The 23,689-nt window shown below is 55.6% G+C and carries 20 protein-coding genes; all 20 read left to right on the plus strand.

Annotated elements, in window-relative coordinates; all coding sequences use genetic code 11:
• The first annotated feature begins 2 nt into the window (after positions 1-2).
• The 20 genes from ilvN (at position 3) to secA (ending at position 23,681) form a co-directional block, all read left to right on the plus strand.
• On the plus strand, positions 3-494 hold the full coding sequence (gene ilvN, locus ABLV11_RS27790; RefSeq protein ID WP_004098573.1) for an acetolactate synthase small subunit: 492 nt from the start codon (positions 3-5) through the stop codon (positions 492-494).
• A 179-nt stretch (positions 495-673) separates the two neighbouring features.
• Positions 674-1,678 carry a catabolite repressor/activator gene (gene cra, locus ABLV11_RS27795; RefSeq protein ID WP_004098577.1) on the plus strand — a complete coding sequence of 335 codons (1,005 nt, stop codon included), beginning with the start codon at positions 674-676 and terminating at the stop codon, positions 1,676-1,678.
• 627 nt (positions 1,679-2,305) lie between these two features.
• Positions 2,306-2,764: a division/cell wall cluster transcriptional repressor MraZ gene (gene mraZ, locus ABLV11_RS27800; protein ID WP_004108122.1), complete on the plus strand. Its 459-nt coding sequence runs from the start codon at positions 2,306-2,308 to the stop codon at positions 2,762-2,764.
• A 1-nt stretch (position 2,765) separates the two neighbouring features.
• Positions 2,766-3,707 (plus strand): 16S rRNA (cytosine(1402)-N(4))-methyltransferase RsmH, encoded by a 942-nt coding sequence (gene rsmH / locus ABLV11_RS27805; RefSeq protein WP_004108121.1) that lies wholly within the window; start codon positions 2,766-2,768, stop codon positions 3,705-3,707.
• Positions 3,704-4,069 (plus strand): cell division protein FtsL, encoded by a 366-nt coding sequence (gene ftsL / locus ABLV11_RS27810; protein WP_002888550.1) that lies wholly within the window; start codon positions 3,704-3,706, stop codon positions 4,067-4,069. The genes rsmH and ftsL overlap by 4 nt, the downstream gene beginning before the upstream one ends.
• Positions 4,070-4,084: 15 nt before the next feature.
• Complete coding sequence (locus ABLV11_RS27815; protein WP_004098582.1) at positions 4,085-5,851, plus strand: peptidoglycan glycosyltransferase FtsI; 1,767 nt, start codon at positions 4,085-4,087, stop codon at positions 5,849-5,851.
• The gene (gene murE, locus ABLV11_RS27820) at positions 5,838-7,325 is read left to right on the plus strand and encodes a UDP-N-acetylmuramoyl-L-alanyl-D-glutamate--2,6-diaminopimelate ligase (RefSeq protein WP_023320323.1); all 1,488 of its coding nucleotides are present in this window, start codon (positions 5,838-5,840) and stop codon (positions 7,323-7,325) included. The genes ABLV11_RS27815 and murE overlap by 14 nt, the downstream gene beginning before the upstream one ends.
• Entirely contained in the window at positions 7,322-8,680 is a 1,359-nt protein-coding gene (murF, locus tag ABLV11_RS27825; protein ID WP_126488453.1) for a UDP-N-acetylmuramoyl-tripeptide--D-alanyl-D-alanine ligase, read from the plus strand. Before murE ends, murF begins: the two co-directional genes overlap by 4 nt.
• Positions 8,674-9,756, plus strand: coding sequence for a phospho-N-acetylmuramoyl-pentapeptide-transferase (mraY, locus tag ABLV11_RS27830; protein ID WP_004098585.1), 1,083 nt, complete (start codon positions 8,674-8,676; stop codon positions 9,754-9,756). Before murF ends, mraY begins: the two co-directional genes overlap by 7 nt.
• Before the next feature lie 2 nt (positions 9,757-9,758).
• Complete coding sequence (gene murD, locus ABLV11_RS27835; protein WP_004108118.1) at positions 9,759-11,075, plus strand: UDP-N-acetylmuramoyl-L-alanine--D-glutamate ligase; 1,317 nt, start codon at positions 9,759-9,761, stop codon at positions 11,073-11,075.
• Complete coding sequence (gene ftsW / locus ABLV11_RS27840) at positions 11,075-12,334, plus strand: cell division protein FtsW (protein WP_004098587.1); 1,260 nt, start codon at positions 11,075-11,077, stop codon at positions 12,332-12,334. The genes murD and ftsW overlap by 1 nt, the downstream gene beginning before the upstream one ends.
• Positions 12,331-13,401: an undecaprenyldiphospho-muramoylpentapeptide beta-N-acetylglucosaminyltransferase gene (murG, locus tag ABLV11_RS27845; RefSeq protein WP_016807523.1), complete on the plus strand. Its 1,071-nt coding sequence runs from the start codon at positions 12,331-12,333 to the stop codon at positions 13,399-13,401. The genes ftsW and murG overlap by 4 nt, the downstream gene beginning before the upstream one ends.
• 47 nt (positions 13,402-13,448) lie before the next feature.
• Positions 13,449-14,924: a UDP-N-acetylmuramate--L-alanine ligase gene (murC, locus tag ABLV11_RS27850; protein WP_004108115.1), complete on the plus strand. Its 1,476-nt coding sequence runs from the start codon at positions 13,449-13,451 to the stop codon at positions 14,922-14,924.
• The gene (locus ABLV11_RS27855; RefSeq protein ID WP_004108113.1) at positions 14,917-15,837 is read left to right on the plus strand and encodes a D-alanine--D-alanine ligase; all 921 of its coding nucleotides are present in this window, start codon (positions 14,917-14,919) and stop codon (positions 15,835-15,837) included. The genes murC and ABLV11_RS27855 overlap by 8 nt, the downstream gene beginning before the upstream one ends.
• Before the next feature lies 1 nt (position 15,838).
• Complete coding sequence (ftsQ, locus tag ABLV11_RS27860; protein WP_004108112.1) at positions 15,839-16,672, plus strand: cell division protein FtsQ; 834 nt, start codon at positions 15,839-15,841, stop codon at positions 16,670-16,672.
• The gene (gene ftsA, locus ABLV11_RS27865) at positions 16,669-17,925 is read left to right on the plus strand and encodes a cell division protein FtsA (protein ID WP_004098594.1); all 1,257 of its coding nucleotides are present in this window, start codon (positions 16,669-16,671) and stop codon (positions 17,923-17,925) included. The genes ftsQ and ftsA overlap by 4 nt, the downstream gene beginning before the upstream one ends.
• 62 nt (positions 17,926-17,987) lie before the next feature.
• Positions 17,988-19,139, plus strand: coding sequence for a cell division protein FtsZ (ftsZ, locus tag ABLV11_RS27870; RefSeq protein WP_004108111.1), 1,152 nt, complete (start codon positions 17,988-17,990; stop codon positions 19,137-19,139).
• Positions 19,140-19,239: 100 nt separating this feature from the next.
• Positions 19,240-20,157: a UDP-3-O-acyl-N-acetylglucosamine deacetylase gene (lpxC, locus tag ABLV11_RS27875; RefSeq protein WP_004098599.1), complete on the plus strand. Its 918-nt coding sequence runs from the start codon at positions 19,240-19,242 to the stop codon at positions 20,155-20,157.
• A 246-nt stretch (positions 20,158-20,403) separates the two neighbouring features.
• Positions 20,404-20,913: a secA translation cis-regulator SecM gene (secM, locus tag ABLV11_RS27880; RefSeq protein ID WP_004108110.1), complete on the plus strand. Its 510-nt coding sequence runs from the start codon at positions 20,404-20,406 to the stop codon at positions 20,911-20,913.
• A 62-nt stretch (positions 20,914-20,975) separates the two neighbouring features.
• Positions 20,976-23,681 carry a preprotein translocase subunit SecA gene (secA, locus tag ABLV11_RS27885; protein ID WP_004108109.1) on the plus strand — a complete coding sequence of 902 codons (2,706 nt, stop codon included), beginning with the start codon at positions 20,976-20,978 and terminating at the stop codon, positions 23,679-23,681.
• The last annotated feature ends 8 nt before the right edge of the window (positions 23,682-23,689 follow it).

Consider the following 23,689-nt stretch of genomic DNA (forward strand, 5'->3'; position numbering starts at 1 on the left):
TTATGCGCCGGATATTATCAGTATTACTGGAGAACGAATCGGGTGCTTTATCCCGCGTGATCGGCCTCTTTTCCCAGCGTGGTTATAATATTGAAAGTCTGACGGTAGCGCCGACGGACGATCCGACGCTATCCCGCATGACGATTCAAACCGTTGGTGATGAGAAAGCCATTGAGCAGATCGAAAAGCAGCTGCATAAGCTGGTCGACGTTCTGCGCGTTAACGAGCTTGGGCAAGGCGCGCACGTAGAGCGTGAAATTATGCTGGTGAAAGTGCAGGCGAGCGGCTATGGACGCGATGAGGTGAAACGCAATACGGAAATCTTCCGCGGGCAAATTATCGATGTCACGCCGTCTATCTATACTGTTCAACTGGCGGGAACCAGCGACAAGCTGGATGCGTTTTTGGCTTCTCTGCGCGACGTGGCGCGAATTGTTGAAGTCGCCCGCTCGGGCGTGGTTGGTTTATCTCGCGGTGACAAAATCATGCGTTGAGCCCTGAAACTGACGTAAAAATAGCCCGACACAGCGTGCCGGGCTATTTTTTTGCGAATTCGGTGGGAACTGTGGACTAAAGCGGTTGCTGCGCTTACTTTTCTGCGCTTAGATGTTATAAAAACGAGCTCGTACCTGAAGAATGGTTATGTTCTGTACTTATTACCCAAGGGGCAATTGTGAAACTGGATGAAATCGCCCGGCTGGCCGGCGTCTCGCGAACGACCGCTAGCTATGTGATTAATGGTAAAGCGAAGCAGTATCGCGTTAGCGATAAAACTGTTGAGAAGGTGATGGCGGTCGTTCGTGAGCACAACTATCACCCCAACGCGGTTGCTGCAGGCTTGCGTGCAGGACGTACGCGTTCTATCGGTTTGGTTATCCCGGACCTGGAAAACACCAGCTATACGCGCATCGCTAATTACCTGGAGCGTCAGGCGCGCCAGCGCGGCTATCAGCTATTGATCGCTTGCTCCGAGGATCAGCCGGATAACGAAATGCGCTGTATTGAGCATCTGCTGCAGCGACAGGTCGACGCGATTATCGTTTCCACCTCATTACCGCCTGAACATCCGTTCTATCAGCGCTGGGCTAACGATCCTTTCCCGATTGTCGCCCTCGACCGCGCTCTCGATCGAGAACACTTCACCAGCGTAGTTGGCGCCGATCAGGATGATGCCGAAATGCTTGGTGCGGAGCTGCGTAAGTTTCCCGCTGAAACGGTGCTGTATCTCGGCGCTTTGCCGGAGCTTTCCGTGAGCTTCCTGCGCGAGCAGGGATTCCGTACGGCGTGGAAGGACGATCCCCGAGAGGTACATTTCCTCTATGCAAATAGCTATGAGCGAGAAGCCGCGGCCCAGCTTTTCGAAAAGTGGCTGGAAACTCATCCGATGCCTCAGGCGCTGTTTACAACTTCATTTCCGTTACTGCAGGGGGTGATGGACGTCACGCTGCGCCGGGAAGGGAAGCTGCCTTCTGAACTGGCCATTGCCACTTTTGGCGATAACGAGCTGCTGGATTTCCTCCAGTGCCCCGTTTTGGCCGTGGCTCAGCGCCACCGCGATGTCGCGGAACGCGTGCTGGAGATCGTGCTCGCCAGCCTTGATGAACCGCGGAAGCCCAAACCGGGTTTAAGCCGCATACGGCGCAACCTTTATCGTCGCGGCAGCCTGAACCGTCGCTGAGCACAATACCAGGATTATTCGTAGAAAATTCGCCAGACGGAGACGCGTCTGGCGATAATCTGGATAAATGACGTAAAAATTGCAGGGTTAAGGATCTTTCAGACAAATCCTTAATCTTCCTGACATCTCTTTTAATTCTATTCTTAGCGCCATTTATTTAGCGGTTTAATTAACCGATAAAAGGATTAGCGTATTTATTTGTATTATTTTGTTACATTCGGCGGATGAGTTGCTGAATTAACACTCATTTCCTCACGCTTATGCTCGCCAAAAGCGCTGTACCCCGCAGTAAGAGAGCCTCCCCAATGAAAACTGGTGCTGTTAACGGTCATCAGAATGGCCTAAAATGCCGCTCGCGTCGCAAACTGACACTTTATATTTTCCCTCAGAAGATATTTTGCTGCTTTTAACTGTTACAAGTTTGTTGGTTGTTTTCTTACCGATATTCATAACGTTAATTTGCCTCGTTTGTTGGTTGATTTTTCCTCAGGGCGAATATCGGCTGTAAATAATGGGTTTTTGAGCTCTGTTGGCATTCGTGCTGGCTTGACAAGCTTTTCCTCCGCTCCGTAAACTCCTTCTTGTGGGAATTTGTGGGGTAAAGTGGCGAAAAGGGGTGAGGCTGGCATGTTCCGTGGGGCAACGTTAGTCAATCTCGACAGTAAAGGCCGTTTGGCCGTGCCGACGCGCTACCGCGACGGGCTGATCGAGGACGCTTCCGGTCAATTGGTGTGCACCATTGACATCCATCACCCATGCCTGCTGCTTTACCCTTTGCCTGAGTGGGAAATCATCGAGCAAAAATTATCGCGTTTATCGAGCATGAACCCCACCGAGCGGCGCGTACAGCGTTTGCTTTTGGGACATGCCAGCGAATGTCAGATGGATAGCGCCGGGAGGCTATTAATAGCCCCGGTGCTGCGGCAACATGCCGGGCTGACAAAAGAAGTGATGCTGGTCGGGCAGTTCAATAAGTTTGAGCTGTGGGATGAAACGACCTGGTATCAACGGGTCAAGGAAGATATCGACGCTGAGCAGTCCGCTTCCGGGGAACTGTCGGAGCGCCTGCAGGATTTGTCTTTGTAAAATGATGGAAAATTATAAACACACTACGGTACTTCTGGATGAAGCCGTTAACGGCCTGAATATTCGTCCTGACGGTATCTACATTGATGGTACCTTCGGCCGCGGCGGTCACTCGCGTCTGATCCTCTCCCAACTGGGAGCGGAGGGACGCCTGCTGGCGATAGATCGTGACCCACAGGCTATCGCCGTCGCGAAAACTATCGATGATCCCCGCTTTTCCATCGTTCATGGTCCATTTTCTCAGCTGGCCGACTATGTAGGCGAGCGTAACCTGACCGGCAAGATCGACGGTATTTTGCTCGATCTTGGCGTCTCCTCGCCGCAGCTGGATGACGCTGAACGCGGCTTTTCTTTTATGCGTGATGGCCCGCTGGATATGCGTATGGATCCGACGCGCGGCCAATCTGCCGCTGAATGGCTACAAACCGCCGACGAAGCCGATATCGCCTGGGTCATCAAAACTTTTGGTGAAGAGCGTTTTGGTAAACGTATTGCCCGCGCCATCGTCGAACGTAACCGCATCGAACCGATGACGCGCACCAAAGAGCTGGCGGAGGTCGTTGCGGCGGCAACGCCGGTGAAAGACAAATTCAAACATCCCGCGACCCGTACCTTCCAGGCGGTGCGCATTTGGGTAAACAGTGAACTGGAGGAGATAGAGCAGGCGCTAAAAAGCTCGCTCAGCGTGCTTGCCCCGGGCGGGCGGCTCTCAATTATTAGTTTCCACTCGCTGGAAGACCGTATTGTGAAGCGTTTTATGCGCGAGCAAAGCCGCGGTCCGCAGGTTCCGGCTGGGTTACCGATGACCGAAGAGCAGCTTAAAAAACTGGGCGGCCGTGAGCTAAGAGCATTAGGCAAGTTGATGCCGGGTGAAAAAGAGGTAGCTGAAAATCCTCGTGCCCGTAGTTCAGTTCTGCGTATTGCAGAGAGGACGAACGCATGATCGGCAGAGTGACAGAAGCCCTAAGCAAGGTTAAAGGGTCGATAGGAAGCAACGAGCGCCATGCTTTGCCTGGCGTGATCGGAGACGACCTTCTGCGGTTCGGGAAGCTGCCACTCTGCCTGTTCATTTGCATCATTATTACGGCGATTACGGTGGTGACAACGGCGCACCATACTCGCCTCTTAACGGCGCAGCGCGAACAACTGGTTCTGGAACGCGACGCGCTGGATATTGAATGGCGCAACCTGATCCTCGAAGAAAATGCTCTCGGCGATCACAGTCGGGTTGAGCGGATCGCGACCGAGAAGCTGCAGATGCAGCATGTCGATCCATCACAAGAAAATATCGTTGTACAGAAATAAGGATTATTGCGACGCATGAAAGCAGCGCCGAAAACGCCAAAAGCAAAACGTCAGGAAGAACAGGCCAACTTTATCAGTTGGCGTTTTGCGTTGCTGTGCGGCTGTATTCTGCTGGCGCTGGGCTTCCTGCTGGGCCGCGTGGCCTGGCTACAGGTGATTAGCCCGGACATGCTGGTACGCCAGGGCGATATGCGTTCTCTGCGCGTGCAGGAAGTTTCTACCGCGCGCGGAATGATAACCGATCGTTCCGGCCGTCCGCTGGCGGTGAGCGTACCGGTAAAAGCGATCTGGGCTGACCCGAAAGAGCTGCATGAAGCGGGCGGCGTCACCCTGGACAACCGCTGGAAGGCGCTGGCCGATGCGCTGAATATGCCGCTGGATCAGCTGGCATCGCGCATCAATACCAACCCACGGATGCGTTTCATCTACCTGGCGCGTCAGGTGAACCCTGATATGGCCGACTACATCCGTAAATTGAAGCTGCCGGGGATTCACCTGCGGGAAGAGTCCCGCCGCTACTATCCGTCGGGCGAAGTAACCGCTCACCTCATTGGCTTCACTAACGTTGATAGCCAAGGGATTGAGGGCGTTGAGAAGAGCTTCGATAAGTGGCTCACCGGCCAGCCCGGCGAGCGTATCGTACGTAAAGACCGCTATGGCCGGGTAATAGAAGATATTTCGTCCACCGATAGCCAGGCCGCGCATAACCTGGCGCTGAGCATCGATGAACGCCTCCAGGCGCTGGTTTATCGCGAACTGAACAATGCAGTGGCATTCAACAAGGCGGAGTCAGGCACAGCGGTTCTGGTCGACGTCAACACCGGCGAAGTGCTGGCAATGGCTAACAGTCCTTCGTACAACCCGAATAATTTCGCCGGCACGTCTAAAGATACCATGCGTAACCGCGCCATTACCGACGTGTTTGAGCCGGGTTCAACGGTGAAGCCGATGGTGGTGATGACGGCCCTTCAGCGCGGCATTGTTAACGAAAATACCGTGCTGAATACCATTCCTTACCGAATTAACGGCCACGAAATCAAAGACGTGGCGCGCTACAGCGAATTGACCCTGACCGGGGTGCTACAGAAGTCGAGTAACGTCGGTGTTTCTAAGCTGGCGTTAGCGATGCCGTCCTCAGCGTTAGTAGATACTTACTCACGTTTTGGGCTTGGAAAAGCGACCAATTTGGGGTTGGTCGGAGAACGCAGTGGCTTATACCCTCAAAAACAACGGTGGTCTGACATAGAGAGGGCCACCTTTTCTTTCGGCTATGGGCTAATGGTAACGCCGTTACAGTTAGCGCGAGTCTACGCAACGATCGGCAGCTACGGCATCTATCGCCCGCTGTCGATTACCAAAGTTGATCCACCGGTTCCGGGCGAGCGCGTCTTCCCGGAATCACTCGTTCGTACCGTTGTTCACATGATGGAAAGCGTGGCGTTGCCCGGCGGCGGCGGCGTGAAGGCGGCGATCAAAGGCTATCGCATCGCCATTAAAACCGGTACGGCGAAAAAAGTAGGGCCGGATGGCCGCTACATCAACAAATATATTGCTTACACCGCAGGCGTTGCGCCCGCCAGCCATCCGCGCTTTGCGCTGGTGGTGGTGATCAACGATCCGCAGGCGGGCAAATACTACGGCGGCGCCGTTTCCGCGCCGGTCTTCGGTGCCATCATGGGCGGCGTGCTGCGTACCATGAACATTGAACCGGATGCGCTGGCAACGGCTGAAAAAAGTGAATTAGTGATTAATCAAGGCGAGGGAACAGGTGGCAGATCGTAATTTGCGCGACCTTCTCGCTCCGTGGGTGCCAAATGCGCCGGAGCGAATTCTGCGAGAAATGACGCTGGACAGCCGGGTGGCTGCTTCTGGCGATCTTTTTGTCGCGGTTTTAGGTCATCAGGCGGACGGGCGTCGTTATATCCCGCAGGCGATAGCGCAAGGTGTTGCTGCCATTATTGCTGAGGCCAAAGATGAGGCCCATGACGGCGAGATCCGTGAAATGCACGGGGTGCCGGTTATCTATCTCAGCCAACTCAACGAGCGCTTATCCGCGCTGGCCGGGCGTTTTTACCATCAGCCTTCAGAACAACTGCGCCTGGTGGGCGTCACCGGAACTAACGGTAAGACCACCACGACGCAACTGCTGGCGCAATGGGCGCAGCTGCTTGGCGAAACCAGTGCGGTAATGGGAACCGTAGGCAATGGCCTGCTGGGGAAAGTTATCCCAACGGAAAACACCACCGGTTCGGCTGTTGACGTTCAGCACGTCCTTTCTGGCCTGGCAGGGCAGGGGGCGACGTTCGCCGCGATGGAAGTTTCCTCTCACGGCCTGGTGCAGCACCGGGTCGCCGCGCTGCAGTTTGCCGCGTCGGTCTTCACCAACCTGAGCCGCGATCACCTTGATTACCACGGTGATATGGAGCATTACGAAGCGGCAAAATGGCTGCTCTACTCAACTCACCATTGCGGTCAGGCGATTGTTAATGCGGACGATGAAGTCGGTCGCCGCTGGCTGGCGAAACTGCCGGATGCGGTTGCCGTATCGATGGAAGATCACATTAACCCGAACTGCCGTGGCCGCTGGCTCAAAGCCACTGCGGTGAACTATCACGACAGCGGTGCAACCGTTCAGTTTGCTTCCAGCTGGGGTAACGGCGAGATAGAAAGCCGCTTGATGGGCGCCTTTAATGTCAGCAATCTGTTGCTGGCGTTAGCCACCCTGCTGGCGCTGGGTTATCCGCTTGCCGATCTGCTGAAAACCGCCGCGCGCCTGCAGCCGGTATGCGGGCGTATGGAAGTGTTCGCCGCGCCGGGTAAACCGACCGTGGTCGTTGATTATGCCCACACGCCCGATGCGCTGGAAAAGGCGCTGCAGGCAGCGCGTTTGCACTGCAGCGGTAAGCTGTGGTGCGTATTCGGCTGCGGCGGGGATCGCGACAAAGGCAAGCGTCCGCTAATGGGCGCTATCGCCGAAGAGTTTGCCGATATTGTGGTTGTCACCGACGACAACCCGCGAACTGAAGAGCCGCGGGCGATTATTAACGATATTCTGGCCGGCATGCTGGACGCGGGCCATGCCAGAGCGGTGGAGGGGCGTGCGGAAGCGGTGACGAATGCAGTGATGCAGGCGAAAGAAAACGACGTCGTTCTGGTGGCGGGCAAAGGCCACGAGGACTATCAAATCGTCGGCAATCGCCGGCTCGATTATTCTGACCGCGTCACCGTGGCGCGTTTGCTGGGGACGGTAGCATGATTCGCTTGACTCTCAGCCAGCTCGCCGACATCACGCGCGGTGAGCTGCACGGCCGCGATGTGGCGATTGATGACGTCACTTCCGATACCCGTAAAGTCACGGCGGGCTGCCTGTTCGTGGCGCTAAAAGGCGAGCGTTTTGATGCTCACGATTTTGCCGAACAGGCGAAAGCTGCCGGCGCGGGCGCGCTGCTGGTCAGTCGTCAGCTGACCTGCGATTTACCGCAGGTGGTGGTGAAGGATACGCGCCTCGCGTTCGGCGAACTGGCCGCATGGGTGCGTCAGCAGGTTCCGGCGCGCGTAGTCGCGCTGACCGGATCTTCCGGAAAAACCTCGGTCAAAGAGATGACCGCGGCGATTCTGAGCCAGTGCGGGAATACGCTCTATACCGCAGGTAACCTGAACAATGATATCGGCGTGCCGATGACGCTGCTGCGCCTCACCCAGGAACATGACTACGCGGTCATCGAGTTAGGCGCTAATCATCAGGGCGAAATTGCCTGGACCGTTAGCCTGACCCGCCCCGAAGCCGCGTTAGTGAATAACCTGGCCGCTGCCCACCTGGAAGGTTTTGGCTCTCTGGAAGGCGTGGCGAAAGCTAAAGGCGAAATTTACACCGGCCTGCCGCTCAACGGCATCGCGATTATGAACGCCGACAATAATGACTGGCTGAACTGGCAAAGCGTAATTGGCGAGCGTAAAACCTGGCGTTTTTCGCCGAATGCCGCCAACAGCGATTTCACGGCAACCAACGTTCACGTGACGTCGCATGGGACTGAATTTACCCTGCAAACCCCATCGGGCAGCGTTGATGTCCTGCTACCGCTCCCGGGGCGCCATAACATCGCTAATGCGCTGGCCGCAGCGGCGCTGTCAATGGCGGTTGGTGCGACGCATGAGGCGATCAAAGCGGGTCTGAAAGATCTGCAAGCAGTACCAGGGCGTTTATTCCCGATCCAACTGACCGACAGCCAGCTCCTGCTGGATGATTCCTATAACGCCAACGTTGGCTCGCTAACCGCCGCGGTACAGGTGCTGTCTGAGATGCCGGGCTATCGGGTACTGGTCGTCGGCGATATGGCTGAACTCGGCGCGGAAAGCCAGGCGTGCCATCGTCAGGTGGGCGAAGCGGCAAAAGCGGCCGGGCTCGATCGCGTACTGAGCGTCGGTACGCTGAGCGCAGAAATCAGCGGCGCCAGCGGAGTTGGCGAACATTTTAGCGAGAAGGCCGCGCTGGTGACTCGCCTGCGCGAGCTTACCGCAGAACATAAAATTATGACCATTTTAGTGAAAGGTTCACGTAGTGCCGCCATGGAAGTGGTAGTACGCGCATTACAGGAGAACGGAACATGTTAGTATGGCTGGCCGAACATTTGGTCAAATATTATTCAGGCTTTAACGTCTTTTCCTACCTGACGTTTCGCGCCATTGTCAGCCTGCTGACCGCGCTGTTCATCTCGCTGTGGATGGGCCCGCGCATGATCGCCCGTCTGCAAAAACTCTCCTTTGGCCAGGTTGTACGTAACGATGGCCCGGAATCTCACTTTAGTAAGCGCGGTACGCCAACCATGGGCGGGATCATGATCCTGACCGCCATTGTTGTCTCCGTTCTGCTGTGGGCTTACCCATCCAACCCCTACGTCTGGTGCGTACTGACGGTTCTCGTCGGCTACGGCATCATCGGCTTTGTCGATGACTATCGCAAAGTGGTGCGTAAAGATACCAAAGGTCTGATTGCTCGCTGGAAGTACTTCTGGATGTCGGTGATTGCGCTGGGCGTTGCCTTTGCGCTGTATATGGCGGGTAAAGATACGCCGGCGACTCAGCTGGTAGTGCCGTTCTTTAAAGACGTGATGCCGCAGCTGGGCCTGTTCTACGTCCTGCTGGCCTATTTTGTTATCGTTGGGACCGGTAATGCGGTCAACCTGACCGACGGCCTCGATGGGCTGGCGATTATGCCAACCGTATTCGTTGCCGCCGGCTTCGCGCTGGTGGCCTGGGCGACCGGTAACATGAACTTCGCCAACTACCTGCATATCCCTTATTTGCGTCACGCCGGTGAACTGGTGATCGTCTGTACGGCGATTGTTGGCGCGGGTCTGGGCTTCCTGTGGTTTAACACCTATCCGGCACAGGTCTTTATGGGCGATGTGGGTTCGCTGGCACTCGGCGGCGCGCTGGGTATTATCGCCGTGCTGCTGCGCCAGGAATTCCTGCTGGTGATTATGGGTGGCGTATTTGTGGTGGAAACGCTCTCGGTGATTCTGCAGGTCGGTTCCTTCAAGCTGCGCGGTCAGCGCATTTTCCGCATGGCGCCGATTCACCATCACTATGAACTGAAAGGCTGGCCGGAACCGCGCGTTATCGTGCGTTTCTGGATTATTTCGCTGATGCTGGTGCTGATTGGCCTGGCGACGCTGAAGGTACGTTAATCATGGCAGATTATCAGGGTAAAAAAGTCGTCATTATTGGGCTGGGTATGACCGGCCTGTCATGCGTGGACTTTTTCATGGCTCGCGGCGTGACGCCGCGGGTGATGGATACCCGCGTTGCGCCGGCGGGGCTGGATAAACTGCCGGAAGCTGTTGAGCGCTATGTTGGCGGTCTTAATGAAGACTGGCTGTTGACGGCAGACCTGATTGTCGCCAGTCCGGGTATCGCTCTGGCGCATCCTTCCCTGAGCGCCGCGGCGGATGCTGGGGTGGAAATTGTCGGCGATATCGAACTGTTTTGCCGCGAGGCGCAGGCGCCTGTCGTTGCGATCACCGGCTCTAACGGTAAAAGCACCGTGACTTCCCTCGTGGGAGAAATGGCGAAAGCAGCGGGTATGAACGTTGGCGTTGGGGGCAATATTGGCCTGCCGGCGCTGATGCTGCTGGATCCTGAACGCGAACTCTATGTTCTGGAGCTTTCAAGCTTCCAGCTGGAAACTACCTCCAGCCTGCGGGCGGTAGCGGCGACGATCCTGAACGTCACCGAAGATCATATGGACCGCTATCCGCTGGGGCTTCAGCAGTACCGCGCCGCCAAACTGCGAATTTACGAGAATGCGCGGGCCTGTATCGTCAATGCCGACGATGCGTTAACTATGCCGGTACGCGGCGCGGACGAGCGCTGCATCAGCTTCGGCGTTGACGTTGGCGACTATCACCTGAACCGCCAGCAGGGCGAAACCTGGCTGCGCGTCAAAGGCGAAAAAGTGCTTAACGTCAAAGAGATGAAGATTAGCGGCCAGCACAACTACAGTAACGCTCTTGCGGCCCTGGCCCTGGCTGACGCCGCGGGTTTGCCGCGCGCCAGCAGCCTGAAAGCGCTAACCACATTCACCGGGCTGGCGCATCGTTTCCAACTGGTGCTGGAGCACAACGGCGTGCGCTGGATCAACGATTCTAAAGCCACCAACGTCGGCAGTACCGAAGCGGCGCTCAATGGGCTGCATCTTGATGGAACGCTCTATCTGCTGCTGGGCGGAGACGGGAAATCCGCTGATTTCACGCCGTTAAGCCGTTACCTGACCGGCGACAACATTCGCCTGTACTGCTTCGGACGCGACGGCGCGCAGCTGGCGGCGCTGCGCCCGGATGTCGCTGTGCAAACGGAAACGATGGAGCAGGCGATGCGCCAGATTGCGCCGCAGGTTGTCCCGGGCGATATGGTGCTGCTGTCTCCCGCGTGCGCCAGCCTCGATCAGTTTAAAAACTTTGAACAACGCGGCGACATCTTTGCTCGCCTCGCGAAGGAGTTAGGTTGATGCGTTTATCACTCCCGCGCCTGAAAATGCCACGGCTAAGACTGCCGCGTCTGCCGGGAATGTTTATTTTCGCATGGCTGTTCGCCGCGCTGAAAGGCTGGGTGATGGGCTCGCGGCAAAAAGATACCGATAGCCTGGTGATGTATGACCGGATGCTGCTGTGGCTGACTTTTGGCCTGGCCGCAATCGGCTTCATCATGGTGACCTCGGCGTCGATGCCGGTAGGCCAGCGTCTGGCGAACGATCCGTTTCTGTTTGCCAAGCGCGATGGCTTATACATTCTGCTGGCGCTAGGGCTGGCGATGGTGACGCTGCGCCTGCCAATGGAGTTCTGGCAGCGCCACAGTACCGCAATGCTGATTGCTTCTATCGTCATGCTGCTGATTGTTCTGGTGGTCGGCAGCTCGGTTAACGGGGCCTCGCGCTGGATTGCGCTGGGGCCGCTGCGTATCCAGCCTGCGGAGTTCACCAAGCTGTCGCTGTTCTGCTATATCGCCAACTACCTTGTGCGTAAAGGCGACGAAGTGCGTAACAACCTGCGCGGCTTCTTAAAGCCGATGGGCGTGATTTTCGTGCTGGCGATTTTACTGCTGGCGCAGCCTGACCTCGGTACCGTCGTGGTGCTGTTTGTCACGACTCTGGCCATGCTGTTCCTTGCGGGGGCCAAGCTGTGGCAGTTTATCGCGATTATCGGGATGGGGCTTTCGGCAGTCGTACTGCTGATTCTGGCTGAACCGTACCGTATTCGCCGCGTGACCTCTTTCTGGAACCCGTGGGAAGATCCATTCGGCAGCGGCTACCAGCTCACCCAGTCGCTGATGGCCTTTGGCCGCGGCGAAATGTGGGGGCAGGGCCTGGGTAACTCGGTCCAGAAGCTCGAATATTTGCCCGAGGCGCACACCGATTTCATCTTCGCCATTATCGGTGAAGAACTCGGTTATATCGGTGTGGTACTCGCACTTTTAATGGTATTCTTCGTCGCTTTTCGCGCCATGTCCATTGGCCGCAAAGCGCTGGAGATTGACCACCGTTTCTCCGGTTTTTTGGCCTGCGCCATTGGGATCTGGTTCAGCTTTCAGGCGCTGGTTAACGTCGGTGCGGCAGCGGGAATGCTGCCAACTAAAGGCCTGACGCTGCCGCTGATCAGCTACGGTGGCTCGAGCCTGCTGATTATGTCGACGGCCATCATGTTGCTGTTACGAATTGATTATGAAACGCGTCTGGAAAAAGCCCAGGCGTTTACACGGGGTGTTCGATGAGCGGTCAGGAAAAGCGGTTAATGGTGATGGCGGGCGGTACCGGAGGACACGTGTTCCCGGGGCTGGCGGTTGCGCACCATTTAATGGACCAGGGCTGGCAGGTTCGCTGGCTGGGTACCGCGGATCGTATGGAAGCGGATTTAGTGCCGAAGAACGGCATTGAAATTGACTTCATTCAGATTTCCGGCCTGCGCGGCAAAGGCCTGAAGGCGCAGCTGCTGGCACCGGTTCGGATATTCAACGCCTGGCGCCAGGCGCGGGCGATTATGCAGCGTTTTCAACCGGACGTGGTGCTGGGAATGGGCGGCTATGTGTCCGGCCCCGGCGGACTGGCGGCATGGTCGCTGGGGATCCCGGTGGTCCTGCATGAACAGAACGGAATTGCCGGTCTGACGAATAAGTGGCTGGCGAAAATTGCCAAAAAAGTGATGCAGGCATTCCCCGGCGCTTTCCCGCATGCCGATGTCGTGGGCAACCCGGTTCGCACCGATGTGCTGGCGCTCCCGCTGCCGGAACAGCGCTTAGTCGGGCGTCAGGGGCCAATTCGCGTATTGGTCGTCGGCGGTTCGCAGGGCGCTCGCGTGCTCAATCAGACGATGCCGCAGGTGGCGGCGAAGCTGGGCTCTACTGTCACCATCTGGCACCAGAGCGGTAAAGGTGGGCAGGGAACCGTACAGCGGGCCTATTCCGATGCCGGGCAGCCGCAGCACAAAGTGACCGAATTTATTGACGACATGGCGGCGGCTTACGCCTGGGCCGATGTTGTCGTGTGTCGTTCCGGGGCGCTGACGGTGAGCGAAATTGCCGCCGCTGGTTTACCGGCGCTGTTTGTGCCTTTCCAGCACAAAGATCGTCAGCAGTACTGGAATGCCCTGCCGTTAGAGAAGGCAGGAGCAGCGAAGATCCTCGAGCAGCCGCAGTTTACCGTGGATGCCGTTGCGCAAACCCTGGCGGGCTGGGATCGCGAAACGCTGCTAGATATGGCGGAGCGAGCGCGTAGAGCCTCGATTCCGGATGCTACCGAACGGGTAGCAGAAGAAGTGAGCGCCGCAGCACTGGCGCGCTAATCGCGGTGATGATCACCGTCCGAATAAAGAAGTTGATGGCGTAAAGAATGAATACACAAGATCTGGCAAAACTGCGTTCCATAGTGCCCGAGATGCGTCGCGTCCGGCACATTCACTTTGTTGGCATTGGCGGTGCCGGCATGGGCGGTATTGCCGAAGTTCTGGCCAATGAAGGTTATCAGATTAGCGGCTCCGACCTGGCGCCGAATCCGGTGACCCAACAGTTGACTCAGCTTGGCGCCACGATTTATTTCAATCATCGCCCTGAAAACGTGCGCGATGCGAGCGTTGTCGTGGTTTCCAGCGCGATTTCTGCGGATAACCCGGAAATCGTCGCCGCTCACGAAGCGCGTATTCCAGTTATTCGTCGCGCTGAAATGCTGGCGGAACTGATGCGTTTTCGCCACGGCATTGCCATTGCTGGCACGCACGGCAAAACCACAACTACGGCGATGGTCTCAAGTATTTATGCAGAGGCTGGACTTGATCCGACCTTCGTGAACGGTGGTCTGGTGAAAGCCGCTGGCGTGCATGCGCGCCTTGGACACAGCCGTTACCTGATTGCCGAAGCGGATGAAAGCGACGCCTCGTTCCTGCATTTACAGCCGATGGTCGCTATCGTGACCAATATCGAAGCCGATCATATGGATACCTACCACGGCGACTTCGAAAACCTGAAGCAGACGTTTATCAACTTCCTGCATAACCTGCCGTTCTATGGACGCGCGGTGATGTGCGTGGACGATCCGGTGATTCGCGAGCTGCTGCCGCGCGTTGGTCGCCAGCTCACCACCTACGGTTTTAGCGATGATGCTGACGTTCGCGTGGAAGAGTATCGTCAGGTCGGCGCTCAGGGGCATTTCCGCCTGGTCCGTCAGGATAAAGACGTCATTCAGGTGACGCTGAACGCACCGGGTCGCCACAACGCGCTTAACGCAGCGGCAGCGGTGGCCGTTGCGACGGAAGAGGGCATTGATGATGAAGCGATCCTGCGCGCGCTGGAAAGCTTCCAGGGTACCGGGCGTCGTTTTGATTTCCTCGGCGAATATCCGTTAGCTGAGGTTAACGGTAAAACGGGAACCGCGATGCTGATCGATGATTATGGCCACCATCCTACGGAAGTGGATGCCACTATCAAAGCGGCGCGAGCGGGCTGGCCGGATAAAAATCTGGTGATGTTGTTTCAGCCGCACCGTTTTACCCGTACGCGCGACCTGTACGACGATTTTGCCAACGTACTGACCCAGGTTGATGCTCTGCTGATGCTGGACGTTTATTCTGCTGGCGAAGCCGCCATTCCTGGCGCTGATAGCCGCTCGCTGTGCCGTACGATTCGCGGCCGCGGAAAAGTCGACCCGATTCTGGTTTCCGATCCGGCGCAAGCGGCAGAGATGCTGGCATCAGTATTGACCGGCAACGATCTGGTGCTGGTGCAGGGGGCGGGAAATATCGGTAAAATCGCCCGTCACCTGGCGGAAATCAAATTGCAACCGCAAAAAACGCAGGAGGAGCGCCATGGCTGATAAAATCGCGGTCCTCTTTGGCGGAACCTCCGCTGAACGTGAAGTCTCTCTCAATTCAGGTTCTGCGGTGCTCGCCGGCCTTCGTGAAGCCGGCGTTGATGCGCACCCGGTCGACCCGCGCGACGTTGATATTACCCAATTGAAAAACATGGGCTTTAAGAAAGCGTTTATTGCCTTGCATGGTCGCGGCGGTGAAGATGGTACGTTGCAGGGGCTGCTGGAGCTGATTCAACTTCCCTACACCGGTAGCGGGGTGATGGCTTCAGCGATCTCAATGGATAAGCTGCGCAGCAAATTACTGTGGCAGGGCGCCGGACTGCCGGTTGCGCCGTGGGTTGCGCTAACCCGTAAACAGTTCGAGGCAGGGCTTTCTGCTGACGTTGAACAGCAACTCCTGGCCCTCGGACTGCCGCTGATTGTTAAGCCGAGCCGGGAAGGCTCCAGCGTCGGTATGTCAAAAGTCAGCGAAAGTTGCGCATTACAAAATGCATTGGCGCTGGCTTTTCAGCATGATGATGAAGTTCTGATTGAAAAATGGCTCAGTGGCCCGGAATTTACCGTCGCTATGGTCGGAGAAGAAATTTTGCCGTCAATACGTATCCAGGCGGCTGGAACCTTCTATGATTATGAAGCAAAGTATCTCTCTGATGAGACGCAATATTTCTGCCCAGGCTTTGAAGATCCCGCGCGTGAGTCAGAAATCCAGGCTCTGGTGCAAAAAGCCTGGGATAGCCTTGGCTGCAAGGGATGGGGAAGAATTGACGTGATGCTGGACAGCGATGGCCAGTTTTATCTGCTGGAAGCTAACACCTCTCCTGGCATGACCAGCCATAGCCTGGTGCCGATGGCGGCGCGTCAGGCAGGGATGAGCTTCTCGCAGCTTGTTGTACGAATTCTGGACCTGGCGGGGTGATATGTCGCAGGCTGCGCTGAATACGCGGAACCACGAAGAGGAAGAAGAATCTTCTTCGCGTCGAAGTAATGGCTCTCGTCTGGCAGGTATTTTCTTCCTGCTGGCGGTGCTCTGTACCGTGCTGGTCAGCGGCTGGATGGTTCTGGGCTGGATGGAAGATGCACAGCGATTACCGCTGTCGAAGATGGTCGTCACCGGAGAGCGTCACTACACGCGCAACGATGATATCCGTCAGGCGATACTGGCATTGGGGTCGCCGGGCACCTTTATGACTCAGGACGTCAATATTATTCAAAGCCAGATTGAACGCCTGCCGTGGATTAAGCAGGCGAGCGTCAGAAAGCAATGGCCGGACGAATTGAAGATTCATCTGGTTGAATATGTGCCGATTGCGCGCTGGAATGATCAGCATATGGTAGACGTCGAAGGCAATTCTTTCAGCGTGCCGTCAGATCGCACCAGTAAACAGAATTTACCGATGTTATACGGCCCGGAAGGTAGTGAGAACGAAGTTCTTCAGGGGTACCGTGACATGGGGCAGGTGCTGGCAAAGGATAAATTCACGTTGAAAGTGGCGGCAATGACCGCGCGTCGCTCCTGGCAATTGACGCTTAATAACGATATTAAGCTCAATCTTGGCCGAGGCGACACCATGAAACGGCTTCAGCGCTTTATGGAACTCTACCCGGTTCTTCAGCAGCAGGCGCAGACCGACGGCAAACGGATAAGCTACGTTGATTTGCGTTATGACTCGGGAGCGGCAGTCGGTTGGGTACCGGTTCCCGCAGAGGAAACTAATCAACAACAGAATCAGGCACAGGCAGAACAACAATGATCAAGGCGACGGACAGAAAACTGGTAGTTGGACTGGAGATTGGCACCGCTAAGGTTGCCGCTTTAGTAGGGGAAGTTCTGCCCGACGGTATGATTAATATCATTGGCGTGGGCAGTTGCCCATCGCGTGGTATGGATAAAGGCGGAGTGAACGACCTGGAATCCGTGGTGAAATGCGTACAGCGCGCCATTGACCAGGCCGAACTGATGGCGGATTGCCAGATCTCGTCAGTCTATCTGGCGCTTTCAGGCAAGCATATCAGCTGTCAAAATGAAATTGGTATGGTGCCGATTTCTGAAGAAGAAGTCACTCAGGATGACGTCGAGAACGTGGTGCATACCGCCAAATCGGTTCGCGTGCGCGATGAACACCGCGTTCTGCACGTTATTCCGCAAGAGTACGCTATTGACTACCAGGAGGGGATAAAAAACCCCGTCGGCCTGTCTGGCGTACGTATGCAGGCAAAAGTGCATTTGATTACCTGCCATAACGATATGGCGAAAAATATTGTCAAAGCGGTGGAGCGCTGCGGTCTGAAAGTTGACCAGCTCATCTTCGCCGGTTTAGCCGCCAGCTATTCCGTTTTAACGGAAGATGAACGTGAACTGGGTGTCTGCGTGGTGGATATCGGCGGTGGTACAATGGATATCGCGGTGTATACCGGCGGCGCGCTGCGTCATACCAAAGTGATCCCTTATGCGGGGAACGTTGTGACCAGCGATATTGCTTACGCTTTCGGTACGCCGCCGAGCGATGCCGAAGCCATTAAAGTGCGCCACGGCTGCGCGCTGGGCTCCATCGTTGGTAAAGATGAAAACGTCGAAGTGCCGAGCGTGGGTGGGCGTCCACCCCGCAGTCTGCAGCGTCAGACTCTGGCAGAGGTTATTGAGCCGCGTTATACCGAATTGCTCAACCTCGTGAATGAAGAGATTCTGCAACTGCAGGAACAGCTTCGTCAGCAGGGCGTCAAGCATCATCTGGCGGCAGGGATTGTATTAACCGGCGGTGCGGCGCAAATTGAAGGGCTTGCCGCCTGTGCGCAGCGCGTGTTTCACACGCAGGTGCGAATTGGCGCGCCGCTGAACATTACCGGATTAACGGATTATGCCCAGGAACCGTATTACTCGACGGCGGTTGGGCTGCTGCACTACGGGAAGGAATCTCATCTCAGTGGTGAAGCAGAAGTGGAAAAACGCGTAACGGTCGGGTCGTGGATCAAACGACTCAACAGTTGGTTGCGAAAAGAGTTTTAATTTTTTAAGAGAACGCAGAAAATTAGCGTTCTCAGGCGACAGGCACAACGGAGAGAGAAATTATGTTTGAACCTATGGAACTGACCAACGACGCGGTGATTAAAGTCATCGGCGTCGGTGGCGGCGGCGGTAACGCCGTTGAGCACATGGTGCGCGAGCGCATTGAGGGTGTTGAATTTTTCGCGGTGAACACCGACGCGCAGGCACTGCGCAAAACGGCTGTTGGCCAGACTATCCAGATCGGCAGCGGTATTACCAAGGGGCTGGGCGCAGGCGCAAACCCGGAAGTGGGTCGTAACGCAGCGGATGAAGACCGTGAAGCGCTGCGTGCTGCTCTTGATGGCGCCGACATGGTGTTTATCGCAGCAGGTATGGGCGGCGGGACCGGAACCGGTGCTGCGCCCGTGGTTGCTGAAGTCGCCAAAGATTTAGGCATCCTGACCGTTGCCGTCGTGACTAAGCCGTTCAATTTTGAAGGCAAGAAGCGTATGGCATTCGCCGAGCAGGGTATCACCGAGCTGTCCAAGCACGTGGATTCTCTGATCACCATTCCGAACGATAAGCTGCTGAAAGTTCTGGGTCGCGGTATTTCGCTGCTCGACGCTTTCGGTGCGGCTAACGACGTGCTGAAAGGCGCGGTGCAGGGTATCGCTGAACTGATTACGCGCCCAGGCCTGATGAACGTCGACTTTGCGGACGTACGTACCGTGATGTCTGAAATGGGCTATGCGATGATGGGCTCCGGCGTAGCGAGCGGTGAAGACCGTGCGGAAGAAGCGGCTGAAATGGCTATCTCTTCCCCGCTGCTGGAAGATATCGATCTGTCCGGCGCCCGCGGCGTCCTGGTTAACATCACCGCTGGCTTCGATCTGCGTCTCGATGAGTTCGAAACCGTGGGTAACACGATCCGTGCATTTGCTTCGGATAACGCGACCGTGGTTATCGGTACCTCTCTGGACCCGGATATGAACGACGAACTGCGCGTAACCGTGGTTGCCACTGGTATCGGTATGGACAAACGTCCGGAAATTACCCTGGTCACCAACAAGCAGGTTCAGCAGCCGGTGATGGATCGTTACCAGCAGCACGGCATGTCCCCACTGAATCAAGAGCAGAAACCGGTTTCGAAAGTGGTAAACGACAATACGCCGCAAACCGCAAAAGAGCCGGATTATCTGGATATTCCAGCCTTCCTGCGTAAGCAAGCCGATTAAGAATTGGCTGGAAGTTGGGCATCTGCGCTCTTTGTGCTAAACTGGCCTGCCGAATGTATAGTACACTTCGGTTGGATAGGTAACTTGGCGAGATTATACGATGATCAAACAAAGGACTCTTAAACGTATCGTTCAGGCGACTGGCGTCGGTTTGCATACCGGCAAGAAAGTCACCCTGACGTTACGCCCTGCGCCGGCAAATACCGGGGTCATCTATCGTCGCACCGACTTGAATCCACCGGTTGATTTTCCGGCTGATGCCAAATCTGTGCGTGATACCATGCTCTGTACTTGCCTGGTCAACGAGCATGACGTGCGGATATCGACGGTTGAGCACCTTAATGCTGCCCTGGCTGGCTTAGGTATCGACAACATTATTATTGAAGTCGATGCCCCGGAAGTCCCGATTATGGACGGTAGTGCGGCTCCGTTCGTTTATCTGTTGCTGGATGCCGGCATCGATGAACTGAACTGCGCTAAGAAATTTGTGCGTATCAAAGAGACCGTTCGCGTCGAAGATGGCGATAAATGGGCTGAATTCAAACCGTATAATGGTTTTTCACTGGACTTCACCATTGATTTTAACCATCCGGCGATTGACTCCAGCAGCCAGCGCTACGCAATGAACTTCTCGGCCGATGCGTTTATGCGCCAGATTAGCCGTGCGCGTACCTTTGGTTTCATGCGCGATATCGAATATCTGCAGTCCCGCGGCCTGTGCCTGGGCGGCAGCTTCGATTGTGCCATCGTTGTTGACGATTATCGCGTACTGAACGAAGACGGTTTGCGCTTTGAAGACGAATTTGTCCGTCATAAAATGCTGGATGCGATTGGCGACCTGTTTATGTGCGGTCACAATATTATCGGTGCATTTACGGCGTACAAGTCCGGTCATGCGTTGAATAACAAACTGCTGCAGGCTGTTCTGGCAAAACAGGAAGCCTGGGAGTATGTGACCTTCGAGGACGACGCAGAGATGCCGCTGGCGTTCCGCGCGCCGACACTGGTTCTGGCATAAGCCAGATCCTGTAGTAAATTCGACTGGTAACCTGGTACTCTCTCCGGCCAGGGAACCAGTCGTTTTCTTTTTGCGTTTCCGCTGCACCCAGCTTCCAATTTTACCCTTCTTTACTGCGCGTTCGTTCCTTTTTTAGACGTTTTTACCCCGCCCGAGCCCTCATTCCTGCTGCCGTGATGGCGTATTAATGTTAGTATTTGGACGCAAAATATTTCTCAGGGTTGTTACCAACAAAAGGTAAGTTAAGTGAGTGGATTGCTGACGCGCTGGCGACAGTTTGGCAGAAGGTATTTCTGGCCGCATCTCCTGTTGGGGATGGTCGCGGCTAGCCTTGGCCTGCCTGCGCTTAGCAACGGCCATGAGCATGAGACCGCGTCGCCGGCAAAAACAACTTCCAGCAACCACAACCCTGCTAAAGTCAATTTTTCTCAGCTCGCGCTACTGGAGTCTTCCAGTCGTCGGCCAAATTTTACCGTTGATTACTGGCATCAGCATGCCATTCGTACGGTCATCCGCCATCTCTCTTTTGCGATGGCGCCGCAGGCGCTGCCGGTAGCTGAGGAGTCTTCACCGCTCCAGGCGCAGCATCTCGCGCTCCTCGATACGCTTAGCGCGCTGTTGACGCAGGAGAGTAAACCTCCGGTCATCGTTCACCTGGTGGCATACAATCCCACCTTCTCCCAATGTGCGTTTCGCGTCTGTACCTGGATAAGCCAGGTTACGGGCATACGCGCCGGGCCTCAACGTCTCAGCTGAAACAAATACGGACCATTCCATTTTTTTGTGACTCCGCACAGCGGGGCGTTTGAGATTTTATTATGCTAATCAAATTATTAACTAAAGTATTCGGTAGCCGTAACGACCGTACGCTGCGTCGTATGCGCAAAGCCGTCAACGTTATCAACGCCATGGAACCGGCCATGGAAAAACTTTCCGATGACGAACTGAAAGCGAAAACCGCTGAGTTCCGCGCGCGTCTGGAAAAAGGTGAAAGCCTTGAGAGCCTGATCCCGGAAGCCTTTGCCGTTGTACGTGAGGCCAGTAAGCGTGTCTTCGGTATGCGTCACTTTGACGTTCAGCTGCTGGGCGGCATGGTCCTCAACGAGCGCTGCATTGCGGAAATGCGCACTGGTGAAGGTAAAACCCTGACCGCCACCTTACCAGCATATCTTAATGCGCTGACCGGCAAAGGTGTTCACGTGGTCACCGTCAACGACTATCTGGCGCAGCGTGATGCGGAGAACAACCGTCCGCTGTTTGAGTTCCTCGGTATGAGCGTTGGGATTAACATGTCTGGCCTGCCTGCGCCAGCCAAGCGCGAAGCCTACGCCGCCGATATTACTTATGGCACCAACAACGAATATGGCTTTGACTATCTGCGCGACAACATGGCGTTCAGCCCTGAAGAACGCGTACAGCGCAAACTGCACTATGCGCTGGTGGATGAAGTCGACTCCATCCTCATCGATGAAGCACGTACTCCGCTTATCATTTCCGGCCCGGCTGAAGACAGTTCGGAAATGTATAAGAAAGTGAACAAAATCATCCCGCATCTGATCCGCCAGGAAAAAGAAGACTCCGAGACCTTTACCGGCGAAGGGCATTTCTCCGTTGATGAGAAAGCGCGCCAGGTCAACCTGACCGAACGCGGCCTGGTGCTGATTGAAGAGCTGCTGGTCAATGAAGGCATTATGGATGAAGGCGAGTCGCTGTACTCTCCGACCAATATCATGCTGATGCACCACGTGACCGCGGCGCTGCGCGCGCACGTGCTGTTTACCCGTGATGTTGACTATATCGTTAAAGATGGCGAAGTTATCATCGTCGACGAGCATACCGGCCGTACGATGCAGGGACGTCGCTGGTCTGATGGCCTGCACCAGGCGGTTGAAGCGAAAGAAGGCGTTGAGATTCAAAACGAGAACCAGACGCTGGCTTCAATTACCTTCCAGAACTATTTCCGCCTGTACGAGAAGCTGGCAGGGATGACCGGTACCGCCGATACCGAAGCGTTTGAATTTAGCTCGATCTACAAGCTGGATACCGTTGTGGTTCCGACCAACCGCCCGATGATTCGTAAAGACATGGCGGACCTGGTTTATATGACCGAAGCGGAAAAAATTCAGGCCATTATCGAAGATATTAAAGAGCGTACCGCTGCGGGTCAGCCGGTGCTGGTGGGTACCATTTCAATCGAAAAATCAGAAGTGGTCTCCAAAGAATTGACGAAAGCGGGCATCAAGCACAACGTGCTGAATGCGAAATTCCACGCCAGCGAAGCGGACATCGTTGCTCAGGCGGGCTACCCATCAGCAGTGACCATTGCGACCAACATGGCGGGCCGTGGTACTGATATCATGCTCGGCGGCAGCTGGCAGGCGGAAGTCGCCCAGCTGGAAGACCCGACGCCGGAACAGATTGCTCAGATCAAAGCCGACTGGCAGGTTCGCCACGATGCGGTGTTGGCCGCCGGCGGCCTGCATATCATCGGGACCGAGCGCCATGAATCTCGCCGTATCGATAACCAGCTGCGCGGTCGTTCAGGTCGTCAGGGGGATGCGGGTTCTTCCCGTTTCTATCTGTCGATGGAAGATGCACTGATGCGCATCTTCGCGTCTGACCGCGTGTCCGGCATGATGCGTAAACTGGGTATGAAGCCGGGTGAGGCTATCGAGCATCCTTGGGTGACCAAGGCGATTGCCAATGCCCAGCGTAAAGTCGAGAGCCGCAACTTCGATATCCGTAAGCAGCTGCTGGAATATGATGACGTGGCCAATGACCAGCGTCGCGCTATTTACACCCAGCGTAATGAACTGCTCGACGTGACCGACGTGAGCGAAACGATCAACAGCATTCGTGAAGACGTATTTAAAGCCACTATCGATGCCCATATTCCTCCGCAGTCGCTGGAAGAAATGTGGGATGTGGAAGGACTGCAGGAACGTCTGAAAAATGACTTCGACCTCGATCTGCCGCTCAAAGAGTGGCTGGATAAAGAACCGGAGCTGCATGAAGAAACGCTGCGCGAGCGCATTCTGCAGAGCGCCATTGAAACCTATCAGCGTAAGGAAGAAGTGGTTGGCGCTGAGATGATGCGTCACTTCGAAAAAGGCGTCATGCTGCAAACGCTGGACTCACTGTGGAAAGAGCACCTGGCGGCGATGGACTACCTGCGTCAGGGTATCCATCTGCGCGGCTATGCGCAGAAAGATCCGAAGCAGGAATATAAGCGTGAATCCTTCTCTATGTTTGCTGCAATGCTGGAATCACTAAAATACGAAGTGATCAGCACGCTGAGCAAAGTTCAGGTGCGGATGCCGGAAGAGGTGGAAGCGATGGAGCAGCAGCGTCGTGAAGACGCTGAGCGTCTGGCGCAGATGCAACAGCTGAGCCATCAGGACGATGAGAGCGCAGCTGCGGCCGCGCTGGCTGAACAAACCGGCGAGCGTAAAGTGGGTCGTAACGATCCTTGTCCGTGCGGCTCTGGTAAAAAATATAAGCAGTGCCACGGTCGTCTGAGCTAAGCTCAACA

The organism is Klebsiella sp. GW_Kp181, from assembly GCF_040062315.1.
Lineage (GTDB): Bacteria > Pseudomonadota > Gammaproteobacteria > Enterobacterales > Enterobacteriaceae > Klebsiella > Klebsiella oxytoca.